Source organism: Allofournierella sp. (genome assembly GCF_048388525.1).
Classification (GTDB): Bacteria; Bacillota; Clostridia; order Oscillospirales; family Ruminococcaceae; genus BQOK01.
In genome coordinates this window covers 1-17,064 of sequence record NZ_DBGCTQ010000052.1, presented here as the reverse complement: position 1 = coordinate 17,064, position 17,064 = coordinate 1, and the positions used below count along the sequence as shown (strand labels likewise).

Genomic DNA, 17,064 nt, shown 5'->3' with positions numbered 1-17,064 from the left:
GACACCCCCATCATCAAGGGCAGCGCGCTGAAGGTGCTGGAGTCCAGCTCCACCGACGTGAACGCCCCCGAGTACAAGTGCATCCTGGATCTGATGGAAGCGGTGGACAGCTACATCCCCACCCCCGACCGCATGGCTGACCAGCCGTTCCTGATGCCTGTTGAGGACGTGTTCACCATCACCGGCCGCGGCACCGTTGCCACCGGCCGTGTGGAGCGCGGCCAGATCAAGACCGGCGAGGAAGTTGAGATCGTTGGCCTGAAGGAAGAGAAGACCAAGACCACTGTTACCGGCCTGGAGATGTTCCGCAAGCTGCTGGACTACGCCGAAGCCGGCGACAACGTGGGCGCTCTGCTGCGCGGCGTGCAGCGCACCGACATCGAGCGCGGCCAGGTGCTGGCGAAGCCCGGCACCATTCACCCCCACACCAAGTTCCAGGGCCAGGTGTACATCCTGAAAAAGGATGAGGGCGGCCGCCACACCCCGTTCTTCAACAACTATCGCCCCCAGTTCTACTTCCGCACCACCGACGTGACCGGCGTCATCACCCTGCCCGAGGGCACCGAGATGTGCATGCCCGGCGACAACGTGACCATCGAAGTGGAGCTGATCACCCCCATCGCCATGGACGAGGGCCTGCGTTTCGCCATCCGCGAGGGCGGCCGCACCGTGGGTTCCGGCGTGGTTTCCAAGATCTACGAGTGATCGTTTGAGCTTGTAAGTCAGTTTAAAGCTCCCCGCCTCTTTGGGCGGGGAGCTTTTTGTGTGCCTGGGCGCATTTTAGGTTGCGCGGGAAATATTGCCTGTGCTATAATAACCGAGGACTGGCCAACCGTTTGCCGGAGGGCCCGCGGACTGCCCTTTGCGGGGCTGCCGGCCGCAGTTGCGCCGCTATGCCGCCCGCATCCGCGTTTTCGGCGGCACAGACGCGTTGACCAAAAACGCCGCGGGGCGCGGCCATGAAATCAAAAGGATGGGAGATATCACTCAATGAAGCAGGATATGATCGTGATCCTTGACCTGGGCGGCGAGCAGAGCGCCCAGATCGCCCGTGAGGTGCGCGCGCTGGGCGTGTACAGCGAGATCCACCCTAACGACCTGACCGAACAGCAGCTGGCGGCGCTGCCCGGTGTAAAGGGGTTCATTTTCAACGGCGGCCCCAACAACGTGGTGGACGGCGTGCCCCTGGCGCCCAGCGAGGCGGTGCTGCGCAGCGGCCTGCCCGTGCTTTCCGCGGACTATGACGGCGCGCCCGCCTGGCCTGCCGATGACGCCGCGCGCGCCGAGATGCTGCGGGCTTTTGTGTTTGACGCCTGCAATGCCCAGGCCAACTGGAACATGAAGAATTTTATTGCCGACCAGATCGAGCTGGTGCGCCGGCAGGTAGGGGATAAAAAAGTGCTGCTGGCGCTTTCGGGCGGGGTGGACAGCAGCGTGGTGGCGGCGCTGCTGCTGCGCGCCGTTGGCGACCAGCTCACCTGCGTGCACGTGAACCACGGCCTGCTGCGCAAGGGGGAGCCCGAGCAGGTGGTGCAGGTGTTCCGCCACAACCTGGGGGCAAACCTGGTGTATGTGGATGCCACCGACCGTTTTTTGGACAAGCTGGCCGGTGTGGCCGACCCGGAGCAAAAGCGAAAGATCATCGGCGCCGAGTTCATCCGTGTGTTTGAGGAAGAGGCCAGAAAGCTTTCGGGCATCGAGTTTTTGGCGCAGGGCACCATTTACCCGGACATTGTGGAAAGCGGGACCAAGACCAACAAGGTGGTCAAGAGCCACCACAATGTGGGCGGCCTGCCGGATGACCTTGCGTTCGAGCTAGTGGAGCCGGTGCGCCAGCTGTTTAAGGACGAGGTGCGCGCGGCGGGCCTGGAGCTGGGGCTGCCGGCCGACATGGTCTACCGCCAGCCGTTCCCCGGCCCGGGGCTGGGGGTGCGGTGCCTGGGCGCCATCACCCGCGACCGGCTGGAGGCCCTGCGCGAGAGCGACGCCATTCTGCGGGAGGAATTTGCAAGGGCCGGCCTTGACAAGACCGTGTGGCAGTATTTCACCATTGTGCCGGATTTGAAAAGCGTGGGCGTGCGCGACAACGCCCGCTGCGACGAGTGGCCCGCCATCATCCGCGCGGTGAACACCGTGGACGCGATGACCGCCACCATCGAGGACATTCCCTGGCCGGTGCTGCACGCCATTACCCGGCGCATCGTGACCGAGGTGAAGGGGATCAACCGGGTGTGCTATGATCTGACACCGAAGCCCACGGGGACCATTGAGTGGGAATAATACCAGAGGCCGAAAAAAGCCAGTAATACCGGGCTTTTTTTCGTACCAAACTCCCGTTGTGGCAACACTTTTTATTATTCCGTAAAGACTCTCTGATTTTCAAAATCAGAGAGTCTTTTTAGTTCTTTATCAGACTATAAAGGAACAGCATGAACTTTCTCACCTATTCGGAAAGAAAAAATAGAGAAACGGGGAAAACGGAAAATAGCAAATAAAATAGGCTCTTTGCATTGACTTTATTGGGTCACTAAGTTATAATACTTAATGACCCAATAAAGTGAGGTGAGGAACCTTTGGGTGAAAAAAAGATGGGGCGTCCCACTGATAACCCGAAGAATGTATCTGTCAAATTTCAAGCCGACAATGAAACATTTGAGAAATTAAAAAAATGTAGCGAAAAAATGAATGTTTCACGCGCAGAAGTTATAAGACAGGGAATTCACAAGGCTTATGACGACCTCGAAAAAAAATGAAAGGAAGCGGCGACCTCCGGCAAAGAAGAACCGCCACTTCCAGTACGGCAACTGCCTAAAAGACAGGTGCAGCGTAAATATTATACCATGCGCTGCAAGTTCTTTCAAGGGTTGTACGCTTTTTGAAAGGGACATAAAACTATGAGTAAAGATGAAGAATGGAACGAGTTTTTAGGAAATCTTCTATCTTGCGCACTAAAAAATCTTCAAGCTACAAAGGAATATGAGTACAGGAGGAAACGGCAGGAGCACATAGATGAAATGCTAACTACTAATCTTACAAGCGATCAGAAAGATATGATAGATGAAGTTTTATTTGAACTGGGGTTAGCTCAAGACCATGAAACAGAGCTAATCTATCAACAGGGGCTAAAAGATTGTATATGGCTACTTAACAACCTTGGATTGCTAGCGTAACAATAACGGGAATGTAGGGGCTTCGGCCCCTACACCCTATATTATGAAATGGAGAATGCATTTATGAATAGTGCTGAATCTGTAAAAATACCAAATGTGTTTTGGAAATTTTTTGATTTGTATCGCAGGAAAGTCATATCCCTTGAGAACTTTTCGCTGAATTCGGGGCTATCTGTTTCTGAATTGCAGAAGTTCTTAGACTTAATTACTCAAAAGCCATGAAAAATCAAAATTTCCATGGTATAATGAACCTTAAACTAAAAGATCTGAGGGTAACCACATGAACATAGAAGAGTATATTTCAAATGATTTATTGGAGAAGTTTGAGTTTTACAACTATAATCATGCTTTAGAGATCATCACTCAAGCCTTTCCTGAACGATGGGCAGAAATTGCTGAATGTTTGCAGCGCTTGGAAATTACGACGGATGATCTTCGTGAATCTGGCGGGAATGAAACAAATATCCCTAAAAAATTTGATGATGTGTTATATCCTTATGGATGGCGCGAAATCCGTATTTCGGGGGATCTCCATATAAAATTTTTCCCGCGTCAAGCCGAACAGCGAGGGCGTTTCTCAACAGAACCTTTTGAAGAACGTGTTACCAAAGGATATATTGACGGTCATAACATTGATTTTTTGAACGATCGAGTGGCATTTGATTTAGAGTGGAATAGCAAAGATCAAACATTTGATCGTGATCTGTTAGCAATGCGTACATATTATGATTGTGATATTGTTAGTGTAGGCATTATTATTACAAGATCAGAAGAATTAAACGATGTGTTTCGTACTGTTTACGATTATGATAAACGTGATGCTAAATGGAAACCCATCATGCGTAAATATGGAGCAAGCACAACATGGATGGGGAAATTGCGGTATCGCCTTGATTCAAGACGTAATGGTGGCTGTCCTATTTTGGCGGTCGGAATAAAAAAGAAATGTATTGCCGACTGGCAGGAGGGCTATATTGATGAGCACAATCCAATTAACGATTGATAATTTGCTGAATTTTTGCAGTGATCAGCAATATGCGACCATTTATGCGGATCCGCCATGGCGCTTTCAAAATCGCACAGGTAAAGTAGCACCTGAAAACAAAAAGCTAAACCGCTACGAAACAATGTCACTTGAGGAAATTAAGGCTCTACCTGTTTCTCAAATAGCAGCAGAGCGGAGCCATCTGTATCTTTGGGTTCCAAATGCACTCTTACCAGAAGGGCTAGAAGTTATGAAGGCGTGGGGCTTTGAATATAAAGGTAACATTGTATGGGAAAAGGTACGCAAAGACGGAGAGCCGGACGGCCGTGGAGTAGGATTCTACTTCAGAAACGTAACCGAAATTTTGCTTTTTGGTATCCGTGGGAGCAATAACAGGACTTTAGCGCCTGCACGTTCACAGGTAAATCTAATACGCACGCAAAAAAGGGAGCATTCGCGTAAACCAGATGAAATTATACCAATTATTGAAAGCTGTTCTCCTGGCCCATATATAGAATTGTTTGCACGCGGAGATCGGGCGGGCTGGGCAATGTGGGGCAACCAAGCTGATGCTGATTACGAACCCACTTGGAGTACTTACAAAAACCATACAGTGAAGCAAGAGGAAAAAGTGGATCCTCTTCCTTAATCTCTGCGACAACACAATGGCAACAGAAAATTGGATAGCCCATCATTTATGGGTAATGGAAAGAACTAAAATAACCTGTGATAAATCGTCCTAACAAAACTGTTTAAGAAACGCTTGTTAAGAGCGAGTGGGAATGACGGCACAGGCCGATTGGCCGGGTGCCTGCGATGGAGCGGTGAGCACGGGCCTAAGGGCCGATGCCGCAAAGCATAGGGTGAAGCTATGAAGATGCCTCCGGTGATCGATGCCGCCTTTTTTGCCCCCTGCGGAATGAACTGTATGGTATGCTATAAGCATTGCTGTGCAAAAAAGCCCTGTGCCGGTTGTCTGCCGGGTGACGACGGAAAGCCGCAGCATTGCCGTGAGTGCAGGATAAAAAACTGTGTACGCGAAAAGGGCTTGGCCTATTGCTTTGAGTGTGAGGCTTTTCCCTGCAGGCTGGTGGGGAACCTGGAAAGGAGCTACCGCCGGCGTTACGGTGCAAGCCTTGTGCAAAACAGCCTTTTTGTAAAAGAGCAGGGCCTTGCCGCTTTTATGAAGCAGCAGCTTAAAAAGTATACCTGCCCGCATTGCGGCGGCATTCTCTCGCTTCACGATGCGGAGTGCAGCGAGTGCCAGACCAAAGCAGAATAAATAAGGACGAACAAAGCCGCCCCGCCGAACTTAGCGTTCGGCGGGGCGGGCCCTTTCAGGATCATTGAAAACTCCCCGGCAAGCTGCAAAACACAGCAGCTGCCGGGGAGTTTTGATTGCCTGAGGCCGCGCAGAAAACGAAAAGAAAAATTTAAAGCGTGGTTGACTTTTGTAGCGACACGGTATACAATTATATTGTCGCTACAAAAAGGAGGTGAAACTATCAGCGGACAAAAAAAGATGGGGCGGCCAACGGAAAATCCCAAAACGACAATGTTTCGTGTACGACTGGATGATGAAACGGTGAAAAAGCTGGAAGAATCGGCCGAAGCGCTGAACACATCCAAGTCCGACATTGTTCGCAAAGGAATCGAATCCGTTTATGCAAACCTCAAAAAATGAAAAGGAAGCGGTGCCAGCCTCGACAGCAACACACCGCTTCCCACACCGCAACCCTCCCGAAAGACGATCACAGCGTAAATATTATACCATGCGCCGCGATTTCTTTCAAGGAGAGTGCGAAGCTTGAAAGGAAAGAGCCAAGATGCAAAAACAAGAAACCGACCTGTTGTTTGACCGGATGCTTGAAAATGCGGTGAAAGAGTTTAAGCTGACCCCGCAGCACGCGCTGCTGCAAGAAAAGCTGGAACAGATGGACCGGGACTGCGAGAACATGTTCAGTGCGGACGAACAAATGTTTGCCGCCGAGTGTTTTGCGTACATCCGGGAGGTGAACCGCCGGGAGGAGGCGCATGTTTACCGCAGCGCCTTTCGGGACTGCACGGCGCTTTTGAGATGGATGGGGGTGCTGGCATGACGCTTTTGGAGGACCTGTACTACGGCAACCTTACCCCCTGTGATATCTGCTTTGACCGCGAATCGAATTTTGCCCGGTACGCGAAGCTGGCTTCGGAAAACGAAGAAAAGCTGGACGCGCTTTTGAACGCGCTGCCGGATGCGGCGCAGGCGCGGGAATGGCTGGCACAGATGAGCGACGCACAGCGGAGGATGAACGGCTTTGCAGAGGCTGAAAAGTTTATTGAGGGCTTTCGGATGGGGGCAGGGGTCATGCTGGAAACATTTATCGCCCCGCAGCAAAGCGTGATAAGGGATATAGATTAAAACGGCGGGCCCCGGGCCGGCGGCCTCTTCGCGGGGTGCTTCGGCCTCCCGTTTTCGGGGGGCCGAAGCCATTGCGCCGCCTTGGGGTTTGGATTATAATGAACACAGGCGCCCGGATGCGGCGCGCGGAGGAAAACAGATGGAAACGATTGGAAATATGATGGAAGCCCTGTGCTGCGGTGAGAATAAAACAGCCTGTAAAGCCATAAGGGCGCTGCAGGAGGAGAGCCTGCGCTCGGCCGCCGTGTACCCCTATATGGACTTGTTCCTGGGTATGCTGGGGGACGCGAATTCCTACGTGCGCAACCGGGGGCTGGTGCTGGCGGCGGCCAACGCCCGCTGGGACAGCGAAAACAAGCTGGACGGGGCGATGGAGGCATATCTGGCCCACATTGAAGACGAAAAGCCCATCACGGCGCGGCAGTGTGTGCAGGCGCTGCCCGCCATCGCCGCTGCAAAGCCCTATCTTGCGCCGCGCATCCGGCAGGCGCTGCTGAACGCCAACACGGCCCGGTGCCCGGAGAGCATGGCGCCGCTGCTGGAAAAGGACATCGCCGCTGCGCTGAAAGCCATGAGCGGCCTGTGAAAAAGGCGCGCGGTGCGTTTCAGAAAGACGCAGCCGCCGGGCGGCCCGGGCCGTGTTGGCTGCTGTGAAGATGCGGGACAGAAAGAGAGATGACACAAGATGGAGATCCATGCGATGCTGACAGGCCTGTGGGACGCCATTGCCCGGCAGGACGCCCCGGCGATGCGGACTTATTTTGCCCCTGGGGCGGTGGTTTGCTGGCACAATACGGATGAGCGGTTCACGCTGGAGGAATATCTGCGCGCCAACTGCGAGTACCCCGGCGAATGGCGGGGGCGGCTGGAGCGGGCGGAGGCCGTGGAGGGCGGCGCGGTGTCGGTGGCGCGGGTCTGGGCGGCCGACGGGAGCGTGGCGCTGCACGCCGTGAGCTTTTACCGCTTTGAGGCCGGCAAGATCGCCCGGATGGACGAATACTGGGGCGACGACGGCCAGCCGCCCGCCTGGCGGCAGGCGTTGGGGCTGGGGCGGCCCATCGGGGTGGAGAACGGGAGCGGGGAGGGCGCGGAATGAAACTGGCAAAGCTTCAACTGGCATATTTCAGCCCCTGCGGCGGCACACTGCGGGCGGCCGAGCTCTTATGCAGTCAGTTTGAGAGCCTGCCGGTGGAGCGGGTGAACATGACCTGCCCGCCCGGCGCGCTGCCCGCTGTGATACCGGTGGCAAAGGATGAGCTGCTGGTTCTGGCATTTCCGGTGTACGGCGGCGTGCCGCCCCGGGTGGAGGGACTGTTCGGCCAGCTGCGGGGCCAGGGCGGCCCCTGCGTGCTGCTGGCCGCCTATGGCAACCGGGCCTATGAAAACGCGCTGGCGGTGGCCGCCGCCCAGATGGCGCGGCAGGGCTTTGTGTGCGTGGGGGGCCTGGCCTGCGTTACCCCCCATGTGTTCGCGCCCGCCCTGGGCGCGGGCCGGCCGGACGGCGGCGGGGACCGGCGGGCCTTCGAGGCGTTTGCCGGGGCGGTAAAACGGGCGCTGGCACAGCCGGCGCTTTGCCCCGCCGCGCTGCCGGGAGAGGCAGAGCCCGAGCGCAAGCCCCTGAAGCCGGTGCCCCGGGTGCGGGATACGGAAAAATGCCTGGACTGCGGCCTGTGCGCGCGGGCCTGCCCGGCGGGCGCGATGGACCGGGATTACCGGGTGGACGGCGCCCGATGTGTGAACTGTATGGCCTGCCGCAGGGCGTGCCCGGTGGGCGCCTGGAGGTTCGACCCCTCGGCGGTGCGCGCCTGGCTTGAGGAAAACTTTGCCGCGCCGCGCCCGGTGGAGTGGTTCGCGGGTGAAGGGATGAGCGGCTGACATGCAAAAGGCCGTGCGCAAAAAGAGCGCACGGCCTTTTGCAGCCGATGAAAATTCAGTAGGTGTGATCGCACACCTCGTGGATCTTTTCCCGCAGGGCCACATAGTCCGCAAAGGCCACCGGCTTTTGGGTGGGGTTGCGCAGCAGCGCGGCGGGGTGCAGGGTGGCGGTGAACAGCACGCCGTTCTTTTCTTCAAACTGGCCGTGCTCCTTGGTCACCGAAAAGTCCGGCCGGATGAGCCGCTGGGCGGCGATGCGCCCCAGGCACACCACGATCTTGGGGCGGATCAGCTTGAACTGCTCGCGCAGCCAGGGCAGGCAGGCGTCCCATTCTTCGGGCAGGGGGTCGCGGTTCTCGGGCGGGCGGCATTTTACGATATTGCCGATGAACACGTTCCTGTTGCGGGAGAGGTCGATGGCCTCCAGATACTGATCCAGCAGCTTGCCGCTGCGGCCCACGAAGGGCAGGCCCTGTTCGTCTTCGTTGCGGCCCGGCCCCTCGCCGATAAACATCACCTCCGCGGTGGGGCTGCCCATGCCGAACACCACGTTGGTGCGGGTCTCGCACAGGCCGCACCGGCGGCAGACAAGGCATTCCTGTTTGAGCGCTTCAAAATCCATCTGCGGCGCCTCCTTTTTTGATATAAGTTATTTTGTACAGTATTATAGCATAAATCAGGCCTTTTTGTCTTGAAGTTTTTGCCTGCGGTTGGTACAATGGTAATAGAAAAGAGCGGCTGGAAACCGGGCGCTCCGCGTGAGCGCGCCGCCCCGGCTCTTTTAATGGGAGGAAGATACAGATGAAATTTTTGGTGGAAACCTCTGCACGTCACGTGCACGTCACCCAGGATGCGCTGGAGACCCTGTTCGGCAAGGGCTACCAGCTCACCGTGAAAAAGGAACTGAGCCAGCCCGGCCAGTATGCCTCGAACGAGCGGGTCACCGTGGTGGGCCCGAAAAAAGAGATGCCCAACGTCTCGATCCTGGGGCCCTGCCGCAGCGCGAACCAGGTGGAGCTTTCGGCCACCGACGCGCGCTCCATCGGCATTGCCGCCCCGGTGCGCGAATCCGGCGATATTGCCGGGTCCGGCGCCTGCAAGCTGGTGGGCCCCTGCGGCGAGGTGGAGCTGGCCGAGGGCGTGATTGTGGCAAAGCGCCACATCCACGTGACCCCCGAGGATGCGGAAAAGCTGGGCGTGAAGGATAAACAGATCGTGAAGGTGGCCTGCGGCAGGGAAGGCCGCAAGCTGATTTTTGACGACGTGGTGATCCGGGTGCACCGCAACTTTGCCACCGCCATGCACATCGACACCGACGAGTCGAACGCGTGCCTTGGCGCAAGCGAGGGCGAGATCGTGGAGTGAGCGGCCCCCCGAACGCAGCGAATAAAAAGCTCCGGGCGCAGAACTTCTGCGCCCGGAGCTTTTTTGCCGCCGCAGGAAAACCCGGCGGGCCGCACGGATCAGAACAGCCGCCGCCCCTGCACGTATTTGGCGCAGGGCGCGCCGTCCGAGAGATAGACGATGCGTTCCAGCCGCTCGGGCAGGCTGCAGGCGCGGGTGGTGGGCAGGGCTGCGTCGTCCATCACGACGGCGTCGAATTCGTAGCCCGGCTCAAAGCTGCCCACCTTGCCGAAGAATTCGCCGCCGCCCTTGGTGGCCATATACAGCGCCTCGGGCAGGGTGAGGGCGGGAACGCCCTGGTCCACCAGCCGCCAGCGCAGCTTGGAGCACTGGATGGCGTCGGTCATGGCGCGGAAGATCGACAGGTGCGCCCCGCCCGCCACGTCGCTGCCCAGGCCCACTTTCTGCCCCTCCAGAAGATAGCTTTTTACCGGCGCGATGCCGCTGGACACGTTCATGTTGGACTGGGGGCAGTGGGCGATGAAGACGCCGTTTTGCTTCATGAGCGCCCGCTCGGCCTCGCCGCTCCACACGCAGTGGGCCATCACGGTGGGGCAGGCCCCGCCGAACAGCCCGAACCGGCTGTAGGCCTGGCCGTAAAAATCGGTGCCGGGGCACAGCTCTTTGACCCAGGCAATCTCGGACAGGTTTTCGGACAGATGGGACTGCGCCGGAACACCGTATTCACGCTGCAATTCGCCGAGGCCCGCCATCAGCCCGTCTGAGCAGCTGGGGATGAAGCGGGGGGTGAGGATGGGGCGGCTGCGCGCAAAGCGGCGGCTTTCCTCCAGCCAGCGGCGGGTCTCGGCCAGGGCGGAAGCGGCGCTTTCTTCCCGCAGGATGTCGGGACTGTTGCGGTCCATGTTCACCTTGCCCACAAAGCAGCAAAGGCCCGCGGCCTCGAGCTGCTCCATGAGCAGCAGGGTGGCGGGGCGGTGCAGGGTGGCGAAGATGCAGGCCCGGGTGGTGGCGCTGGCGGTGAGCTGCCGGGTGAACAGGGCGTAAGCCTGCCGCGCATACCCGGCCCGGGCGAAGTTTGCCTCCTCGGGGAAGGCGTTCTGTTCCAGCCACTGCAGCAGCTCCAGATCCATGCCGAGGCCCCGGTAGGCGTATTGGCTGGCGTGGGCGTGCAGGTCCACAAGGCCCGGCAGGATGAGCTTGCCGCTGTGATCCTGCACCTCGACGCCGGCGTACCGGCCGGGCAGCGAGGAAAAGACGCCGGCCACCCGCCCCTCCTCGCACACCAGCCAGCTTTCGGGGTGGACGGCCAGGCTGCCGGGAGCCGGGGTGTAAAAGATGTTGCCCCGCAGGGCAAAGGTCGTGTTTTGCATAAAGGTTCCTTTCCGGGGGCCCGGCGGGCCGGATGACCCCCGCCCTGCCCCAAGGCAGCGCTTGCCGCGCTGCGGCTGCCCTTTATTGTACCATGCCGCGGGCGGCATTTCAATGCGGCGGGCACCGCCTGGCCCGCATGTTTTGGGTTGCATTTGCGCAAACTTTATTATATAATAGTTCTTGTTCGGACAGAGCCAAAACGGTGCGCTGTTCGGCATACGGATGTGGGCCCTGTGCGACGGGGCCCCATGAACCATGTCAGGCGGGGAACCGAGCAGCATTAAGTGGTCTGCCCCGTGCGCCGCAGGTAGCCTGCATCCGTATGCCAAGCAGCGCAAAGGCGGGGGAAAAGCCCCCCGCGGGCCTGTCCGTTTTTTGTAGTGGAAACCGGGGAAAGGGGGCAATGCGGAGATGTATCGGGCGTTGTACCGCAAGTGGCGGCCCCGCCGCTTTGAGGATGTGGTGGGCCAGCAGGCCATTGTGGCGGCCCTGCAAAACCAGGTGGCCGCGGGGCGGGTGGGCCACGCGTACCTGTTCACGGGAACCAGGGGTACCGGCAAGACCTCCTGCGCCAAAATTTTTGCCAAGGCCATCAACTGCCCGGAGAGCCAGAACGGCGACCCCTGCGGCAAATGCGCCGTGTGCGCGGGCATTGACGACGGCTCGATCATGGACGTGGTGGAGATCGACGCGGCCTCCAACAACGGGGTGGACAACATCCGGGACCTGCGGGACGAAACGGCCTATACCCCCAGCGTGTGCGCTTATAAGGTATATATCATCGACGAGGTGCACATGCTCAGCATGGCGGCCTTCAACGCCCTGCTGAAAATCATGGAGGAGCCGCCCAGCCACGTGGTGTTCATTCTTGCCACGACCGAGATCCACAAGGTGCCGGCCACCATTCTGTCCCGCTGCCAGCGGTACGATTTTGGGCGCATTCAGCCACAGGACATTGCGGCCCGCATTGCCTATATTGCCGGGGAAGAGGGCTTTGCCCTGACCCCGGGCGCGGCCGGGCTGATTGCCCGGCTGGCGGACGGCGCGCTGCGGGACGCGCTGTCGATTCTGGACACCTGCGCGGGGGTGAGCCGTGAGATCGACGAGGAGCTGGTGCGCCTCATGGCGGGCGTGACCGACAAAAGCTACCTGTTCACCATCAGCGACGCGCTGGCCGCAAGGGACGCGGCGGACGCGCTTTCGCAGGTGGCGGGGCTGCGCCAGCGCTCGGTGGATATGAAACGCCTGTGCGAGGAGCTGATCAGCCATTACCGCAACCTGATGCTTGCCGCACTGCCCGGCGGCAAGGGGCTGCTGGCGGGCGTTCCGCCCGAAGAAGAAGCGCTCTACCTGGAAAAGGCCGGCCAGACCCCCCAGAGCGAGAGCGTGCGCGCGATCCGCCTGTTGGGCAGCGCGCTGGAAAAGATGAGCCGGGGCACCGACCAGCGCATCGAGCTGGAGCTGGCCCTGTTCGCCCTGACCGAAACGCCACAGAGCGCGGCGCCGGCCCCCGCCGCCCCCGCACCCTCAGCGGCCCAGGCTCCCGCGCCCTTTGCCGCCCGCCCGGCGGCGGCCGGCGCATGGGTTCCCGCGGCGGCAGGCCCGGCGGCGCCCCCCCAGCGCGCAGAGGCGGCGGACCGCCCGCCCTGGGAAGCGGCGGCACAAGAGCCGACCAGCGCGGCACCGCCGCCGGCGGGAGCCGCTGCGCCGCCTGCAAGCGCGCCCATCCAGCCGGGCGAGGGGCAGGACGCCCCGCCCTGGGAGGCGGAGCCTGTGCAGCTGCGCGAGGTGCCGCCGCCCAAGGCCCCTTTGCCTCCCGCCCGGCCCGCGCCCGCAAAAGCGCAGGCAGCCCCGGCGGGCCAGGCACAGAAGTTTGAGCCCTGGCCCCAGGTGCTGGCCGCGCTGGAGCGGCAGGACAAAATGCTGACCGCCTACCTGAAAAAATCCACGGCTTATTTTGACGGCAGGCGGGTGCTGATTGACGGGGGGGATACCTTCCGGGATTTTATCCGGGTGAACAAGGATTCCCAGGCGCTGATCAAGCAGATCATAGAGCAGGTGGCGGGTGTGCGCTGCGGCATTGGGCCGTATGTGCCGCCCGCGGAGGGCGGGGAGGCCCGAAGCACGGTGGAGGACACCCTGAAGGAACTCGCGGCCCATGGGGTCGACGTGGTGTATAACGACAAAGAATAACAAAAGGAGCGATTTTCCATGAAAGCAAGACTGCCGCAGGGCTATGGCAAGCCCGACGTGAACGCACTGATGCGCCAGGCACAGAAGATGCAGGATGATATGAAGGAAAAGCAGGAGGAGCTGGAGGCCACCGAATACAGGGCCAGCGTGTCTGACGGGATGGTGGAGATTACCATGACCGGCAAGCACGAGGTGACGGCGGTGAAGATCAAGCCCGAGCTGGTGGACCCCGAGGATGTGGAGATGCTGGAGGACATGGTGGCCGCCGCGGTGAACGAGGCGGTGCGCGTGGTGGACGCCGCGTCTGACGCGGCCATGCAGGCCATTACCGGCGGGGCCAACTTCCCAGGGCTGTAAGAAAGGGGCAAAAGAGGATGGGTTACAACGCCGCCCCGCTGGAAAAGCTGGTGGAACAGTTCTCCAAGTTCCCGGGCGTGGGCCGCAAGGGCGCCACGCGCATGGCCTACCAGGTGCTCAGCATGCCGGCCGACGAGGCGCTGGAGCTGGCGCACGCCATTGAAAACGCCCACGCGAAGCTGCACCGCTGCCACGTCTGCCAGGATTATACCGAGGCCGAGGTGTGTAAAATCTGCTCTTCGGCCAAGCGGGACGCCAGTGTGATCTGCGTGGTGGAGAGCCCGCGGGACATCACCGCCTTTGAGCGCACCCGGGAGTACAACGGCCTGTACCATGTGCTGCACGGGCTGATCAGCCCCATGGACGGCATCGGGGCCGACCAGCTGTGTGTCAAGGAGCTGCTGGCGCGGCTTTCCGACGGGAAGGTGAAGGAGGTCATCATGGCCACCAACCCCACCGTGGAGGGCGAGGCCACCGCCATGTATCTGGCAAAGCTGATTAAGCCCCTGGGCATCCGCACCACCCGGCTGGCCTACGGCCTGCCGGTGGGCTCCAGCCTGGAATACGCTGACGAGACCACCCTGTACAAGGCGCTGTCGGGCCGGGGAGAGCTTTAAAAACCGCTTTCCCCTTGACAAGCGCCGGGTGCGGCGCGTATACTGTTGTTCCGAGCCCGCAAAAGGAGGTGGCGCAGATGCCCGAGCAGGTAAAAGTAAAGAGGATCGCCGAGAACCGGCAGGCCCGCCACGAATATTTTGTGGTGGAGCGGCTGGAAACCGGCATCGAGCTGGTGGGCACCGAGGTGAAAAGCCTGCGCATGGGCCAGGTGAACCTGAAGGATTCCTGGGTGGAGGTGGAAAACGGCCAGCTCTACGTGCACGGTATGCACATCAGCCCCTATGAAAAGGGGAACATTTTTAACCGGGACCCGCTGCGGTCCCGGCGGCTGCTGGCCCACAAAAACGAGATCCGCCGCCTGGGGCAGGAGGTCAAGCTGCAGGGGTACACCCTGGTGCCGCTGTCGCTGTATTTCAAGCACGGCCGGGTCAAGCTGGATCTGGGGCTGTGCAAGGGCAAAAAGCTGTACGACAAGCGCGAGACCGCCGCGCGCCGCGCCGCCCAGCGCGACATCGAGCGCGCCGTGAAGGACCGGCGGTACTGAGACCGATACAACAAAAAGGAAGGCCCGCTGCATTTGCAGCGGGCCTTCCTTTTTGTTCAAAAACGGTACACCATCATTTTTTCGCCCTTGGTGTCGTATTCGCCGGTAAAGCGAAAACCGACCTGCCGGTAGAGGGCGACCGCCGCCGTATTATTTTCGTACACGCTCAAATATACCTGGGGGCTGTCATATTCCCGATGAAGCTTTTCAAGCAGGGCGAGGACGGCCGCTTTTCCGTACCCCTTGCCCTGGTGGGCTTTGTCGATCAAAAGCCGGTCCAGCCACAAACGGCCCGGGGAAGGCGATGCGAAATATCCATACATTGCAAAGCCTACCAGGGCCTCGCCGTCGAAAATGCCCACCGGCCTCCACTGGCTCGCACCGTCCGCTTCCAGCAGGCATTCCTGCACACTTTCTATAAATCCGGCCTGTGCCGGAAAAACCTGTAATCGCTCGGCCTCCTTTCGGTTTTCAGTACCGATCGGTTCAAAATGCAGCATGCTTTCACCTCTGTGTTGTTATATGTTACGAAACATGAAATGGAGCGCTTTGGCATTCACAAGCGCTTGCCGTTTGCGGCGCCGCCCCGCGGCGCTGGAATTTTGCGCCCGGCGCTCCGGGCAGGCGTTGCTCCCCATTTCTCCCCTCCCTGAAATAAAAAACGAACAAAACAGAAGAACGCCGATCACCTTTTTGGCGGGCCCGTACGCAGACACACCGCCGGCAATCGATCTGTTTCAGCTGTTTTGTTCGGTTCGTGCAAGTACGCCTGCACCCTACTGTATCCCATCATAAAAAAGAATGCCGGAAAAGTCAAGAGAGAACCGGTAAAGAGGGCCTCGCAGGGCCGAAAAACGACCCGAGCCGCGGGGCCCCTTTTGGGGGGCGGCCGGCGGCGCCTCAGCCGATGCGCGGCGGCTCGAGGGGGGCGGCCATGGCTTCGCGGGCGATGCGGATGAACTGCCGGGCGGGGGTGTTCAGCTCGATGCCCTTGGGGTAGGCCGCCACCACCGGCCGGCGCATCGCTTTGCCCCGGATGCGGAAAAAGCGCACCCCGATGGCCGTGGGGCAAAAGCGGATGACCGTGCTGGGCAGAAAGGCCACGCTGTTGCTGTATTGCAGCTGCCCCAGCAGCGCGTCGAACCCCTTGTCGCTCACCCGCACGGTGTGTTCGCCCGCCACCCCGGAGCAGAGAAGGTGCGCAATGTCCAGAAGGCGCACGCTGGTGGAGGGCAGGATAAAGGCCGCGCCCGCCAGATCCGCGAGGTCGATGCAGGGCCAGCCCTCGCCGTCTGTTTCGATGGACAGGCCCGCCAACAGTGGATGCAGCGCCGAGAGGGCCAGCACGATCTCTTCCTCCAGGATCACCTCCTGTTCCATGGTATCGCTGGGGGGGATGAGGGGCTCGTAAGGGTCCATGTCGAAGGCATGCACATACAGATCCACCTTTTCGTGATAGCTGGTGCAGAACAGGTTGGGCGCCCAGTCCATCTTGAGCTGGACCTCCACCTGGGGCAGCTCGCGGTGAAGCTTGGACAAAAGATAGGGCACCACGTTGGCCGCGTAAAAAGGAACCGTTTTGATGCACAGGCTGTGCTGGCGGCGGTGGCGCACCGTTGCCTCAAACTGCCGCTTGACGCGCAGCAGCTCCTGCGCCGTGTGCAGGTAGAGCTGGCCGTCCGCCGTGAGCTCCAGCGGCGTTTTGGCCCGATCGAAGATCTGGATCTGGTATTCGTTTTCCATGGCGATAACCTGCTGGCTCAGCGCCGACTGCGACACGAACAGCTTTTCGGCCGCCCGCGAAATGCTGCGCTCCAGCGCAATGGCTTCCAGATATTCAAGCTGGCGAAAGGTCACAATAAAACCCTCCTAAAACTGACAGGATAAGATTTTTCTAATAGCAGGATAAAGATATTTGTATTTGCTTTTAGCTCTGCACTGATTATATACTTGAATCAACAGATAATCAACATTTTATTGATAAATACTATTTAAGATGACAAATTATGGAGCGAAGGGGGAATGCGTGCCAACAGTGGGCCGAGAGCAGAAAGGGATGCCGAGTGAAAGGAGGCTGCGATGCGATTTGTGAGATACAGGGCGTGGGGCGCGGAAGCTTTGGGCATACTGGATGCCGGAGGGGAAAGCGTTGCGCCGCTGGAACAGTTTGAGGGGTGCGGCT

General features: G+C 59.3%; 22 protein-coding genes and 1 other RNA gene. 19 read left to right on the top strand and 4 right to left on the bottom strand.

Annotation, left to right across the window (positions count from 1 at the left end; translation table 11 throughout):
- From ACMLHZ_RS06315 to ACMLHZ_RS06255, 13 genes are all read left to right on the top strand, one after another.
- On the top strand, positions 1–705 hold a 705-nt coding region (locus ACMLHZ_RS06315), incomplete at its 5' end, for an EF-Tu/IF-2/RF-3 family GTPase (RefSeq protein WP_418666923.1).
- A 285-nt stretch (positions 706–990) separates the two neighbouring features.
- A complete protein-coding gene (gene guaA, locus ACMLHZ_RS06310) occupies positions 991–2,280 on the top strand; it encodes a glutamine-hydrolyzing GMP synthase (RefSeq protein ID WP_418666922.1) in 1,290 nt (429 codons plus the stop codon).
- Positions 2,281–2,573: 293 nt separating this feature from the next.
- A complete protein-coding gene (locus ACMLHZ_RS06305; RefSeq protein ID WP_418666921.1) occupies positions 2,574–2,753 on the top strand; it encodes a CopG family transcriptional regulator in 180 nt (59 codons plus the stop codon).
- 141 nt (positions 2,754–2,894) lie between these two features.
- Positions 2,895–3,170 carry a hypothetical protein gene (locus ACMLHZ_RS06300; RefSeq protein WP_418666920.1) on the top strand — a complete coding sequence of 92 codons (276 nt, stop codon included), beginning with the start codon at positions 2,895–2,897 and terminating at the stop codon, positions 3,168–3,170.
- A gap of 280 nt (positions 3,171–3,450) precedes the next feature.
- Positions 3,451–4,173 (top strand): BglII/BstYI family type II restriction endonuclease, encoded by a 723-nt coding sequence (locus ACMLHZ_RS06295; RefSeq protein ID WP_418666919.1) that lies wholly within the window; start codon positions 3,451–3,453, stop codon positions 4,171–4,173.
- Positions 4,148–4,804 (top strand): MT-A70 family methyltransferase, encoded by a 657-nt coding sequence (locus ACMLHZ_RS06290; RefSeq protein ID WP_418666918.1) that lies wholly within the window; start codon positions 4,148–4,150, stop codon positions 4,802–4,804. Before ACMLHZ_RS06295 ends, ACMLHZ_RS06290 begins: the two co-directional genes overlap by 26 nt.
- 222 nt (positions 4,805–5,026) lie before the next feature.
- The gene (locus ACMLHZ_RS06285; RefSeq protein WP_418666917.1) at positions 5,027–5,437 is read left to right on the top strand and encodes a DUF3795 domain-containing protein; all 411 of its coding nucleotides are present in this window, start codon (positions 5,027–5,029) and stop codon (positions 5,435–5,437) included.
- A gap of 240 nt (positions 5,438–5,677) precedes the next feature.
- On the top strand, positions 5,678–5,839 hold the full coding sequence (locus ACMLHZ_RS06280) for a ribbon-helix-helix protein, CopG family (protein WP_418666916.1): 162 nt from the start codon (positions 5,678–5,680) through the stop codon (positions 5,837–5,839).
- A gap of 142 nt (positions 5,840–5,981) precedes the next feature.
- Entirely contained in the window at positions 5,982–6,254 is a 273-nt protein-coding gene (locus ACMLHZ_RS06275) for a hypothetical protein (RefSeq protein WP_418666915.1), read from the top strand.
- On the top strand, positions 6,251–6,559 hold the full coding sequence (locus tag ACMLHZ_RS06270) for a DUF6809 family protein (protein ID WP_418666914.1): 309 nt from the start codon (positions 6,251–6,253) through the stop codon (positions 6,557–6,559). The genes ACMLHZ_RS06275 and ACMLHZ_RS06270 overlap by 4 nt, the downstream gene beginning before the upstream one ends.
- A 139-nt stretch (positions 6,560–6,698) precedes the next feature.
- Positions 6,699–7,145 (top strand): SufBD protein, encoded by a 447-nt coding sequence (locus ACMLHZ_RS06265; protein WP_418666913.1) that lies wholly within the window; start codon positions 6,699–6,701, stop codon positions 7,143–7,145.
- A 99-nt stretch (positions 7,146–7,244) separates the two neighbouring features.
- Positions 7,245–7,655: a nuclear transport factor 2 family protein gene (locus ACMLHZ_RS06260; protein WP_418666912.1), complete on the top strand. Its 411-nt coding sequence runs from the start codon at positions 7,245–7,247 to the stop codon at positions 7,653–7,655.
- Positions 7,652–8,434 carry a 4Fe-4S dicluster domain-containing protein gene (locus tag ACMLHZ_RS06255; RefSeq protein WP_418666911.1) on the top strand — a complete coding sequence of 261 codons (783 nt, stop codon included), beginning with the start codon at positions 7,652–7,654 and terminating at the stop codon, positions 8,432–8,434. The genes ACMLHZ_RS06260 and ACMLHZ_RS06255 overlap by 4 nt, the downstream gene beginning before the upstream one ends.
- A 55-nt stretch (positions 8,435–8,489) precedes the next feature.
- Here the strand turns inward: ACMLHZ_RS06255 and ACMLHZ_RS06250 are convergent, their stop codons facing one another.
- Positions 8,490–9,056 (bottom strand): uracil-DNA glycosylase, encoded by a 567-nt coding sequence (locus ACMLHZ_RS06250; protein WP_418666910.1) that lies wholly within the window; start codon positions 9,054–9,056, stop codon positions 8,490–8,492.
- 179 nt (positions 9,057–9,235) lie between these two features.
- On the opposite strand from ACMLHZ_RS06250, the gene ACMLHZ_RS06245 reads away from it, so the two are divergent.
- Positions 9,236–9,799 carry a PduL/EutD family phosphate acyltransferase gene (locus ACMLHZ_RS06245; protein ID WP_418666909.1) on the top strand — a complete coding sequence of 188 codons (564 nt, stop codon included), beginning with the start codon at positions 9,236–9,238 and terminating at the stop codon, positions 9,797–9,799.
- Positions 9,800–9,897: 98 nt separating this feature from the next.
- On the opposite strand, the gene ACMLHZ_RS06240 is transcribed toward ACMLHZ_RS06245, so the two are convergent.
- Complete coding sequence (locus ACMLHZ_RS06240; protein ID WP_418666908.1) at positions 9,898–11,169, bottom strand: amidohydrolase family protein; 1,272 nt, start codon at positions 11,167–11,169, stop codon at positions 9,898–9,900.
- A gap of 223 nt (positions 11,170–11,392) precedes the next feature.
- Between ACMLHZ_RS06240 and ffs the strand changes: the two genes are divergently transcribed.
- From ffs to smpB, 5 genes are all read left to right on the top strand, one after another.
- Positions 11,393–11,491: signal recognition particle sRNA small type (gene ffs, locus ACMLHZ_RS06235), an RNA gene on the top strand.
- A gap of 90 nt (positions 11,492–11,581) precedes the next feature.
- Positions 11,582–13,363, top strand: coding sequence for a DNA polymerase III subunit gamma/tau (gene dnaX / locus ACMLHZ_RS06230; protein WP_418666907.1), 1,782 nt, complete (start codon positions 11,582–11,584; stop codon positions 13,361–13,363).
- 18 nt (positions 13,364–13,381) lie between these two features.
- Entirely contained in the window at positions 13,382–13,720 is a 339-nt protein-coding gene (locus tag ACMLHZ_RS06225) for a YbaB/EbfC family nucleoid-associated protein (RefSeq protein WP_177565649.1), read from the top strand.
- Between the two features lie 17 nt (positions 13,721–13,737).
- A complete protein-coding gene (gene recR, locus ACMLHZ_RS06220) occupies positions 13,738–14,337 on the top strand; it encodes a recombination mediator RecR (RefSeq protein WP_177565651.1) in 600 nt (199 codons plus the stop codon).
- A gap of 77 nt (positions 14,338–14,414) precedes the next feature.
- Entirely contained in the window at positions 14,415–14,882 is a 468-nt protein-coding gene (gene smpB, locus ACMLHZ_RS06215) for an SsrA-binding protein SmpB (RefSeq protein ID WP_418666906.1), read from the top strand.
- Between the two features lie 56 nt (positions 14,883–14,938).
- On the opposite strand, the gene ACMLHZ_RS06210 is transcribed toward smpB, so the two are convergent.
- Together ACMLHZ_RS06210 and ACMLHZ_RS06205 are read right to left on the bottom strand one after the other, a co-directional pair.
- Positions 14,939–15,382, bottom strand: a complete 444-nt coding sequence (locus ACMLHZ_RS06210) for a GNAT family N-acetyltransferase (protein ID WP_418666905.1) — start codon at positions 15,380–15,382, stop codon at positions 14,939–14,941.
- 400 nt (positions 15,383–15,782) lie between these two features.
- Entirely contained in the window at positions 15,783–16,739 is a 957-nt protein-coding gene (locus ACMLHZ_RS06205) for a LysR family transcriptional regulator (protein ID WP_418666904.1), read from the bottom strand.
- Between the last annotated feature and the right edge of the window lie 325 nt (positions 16,740–17,064).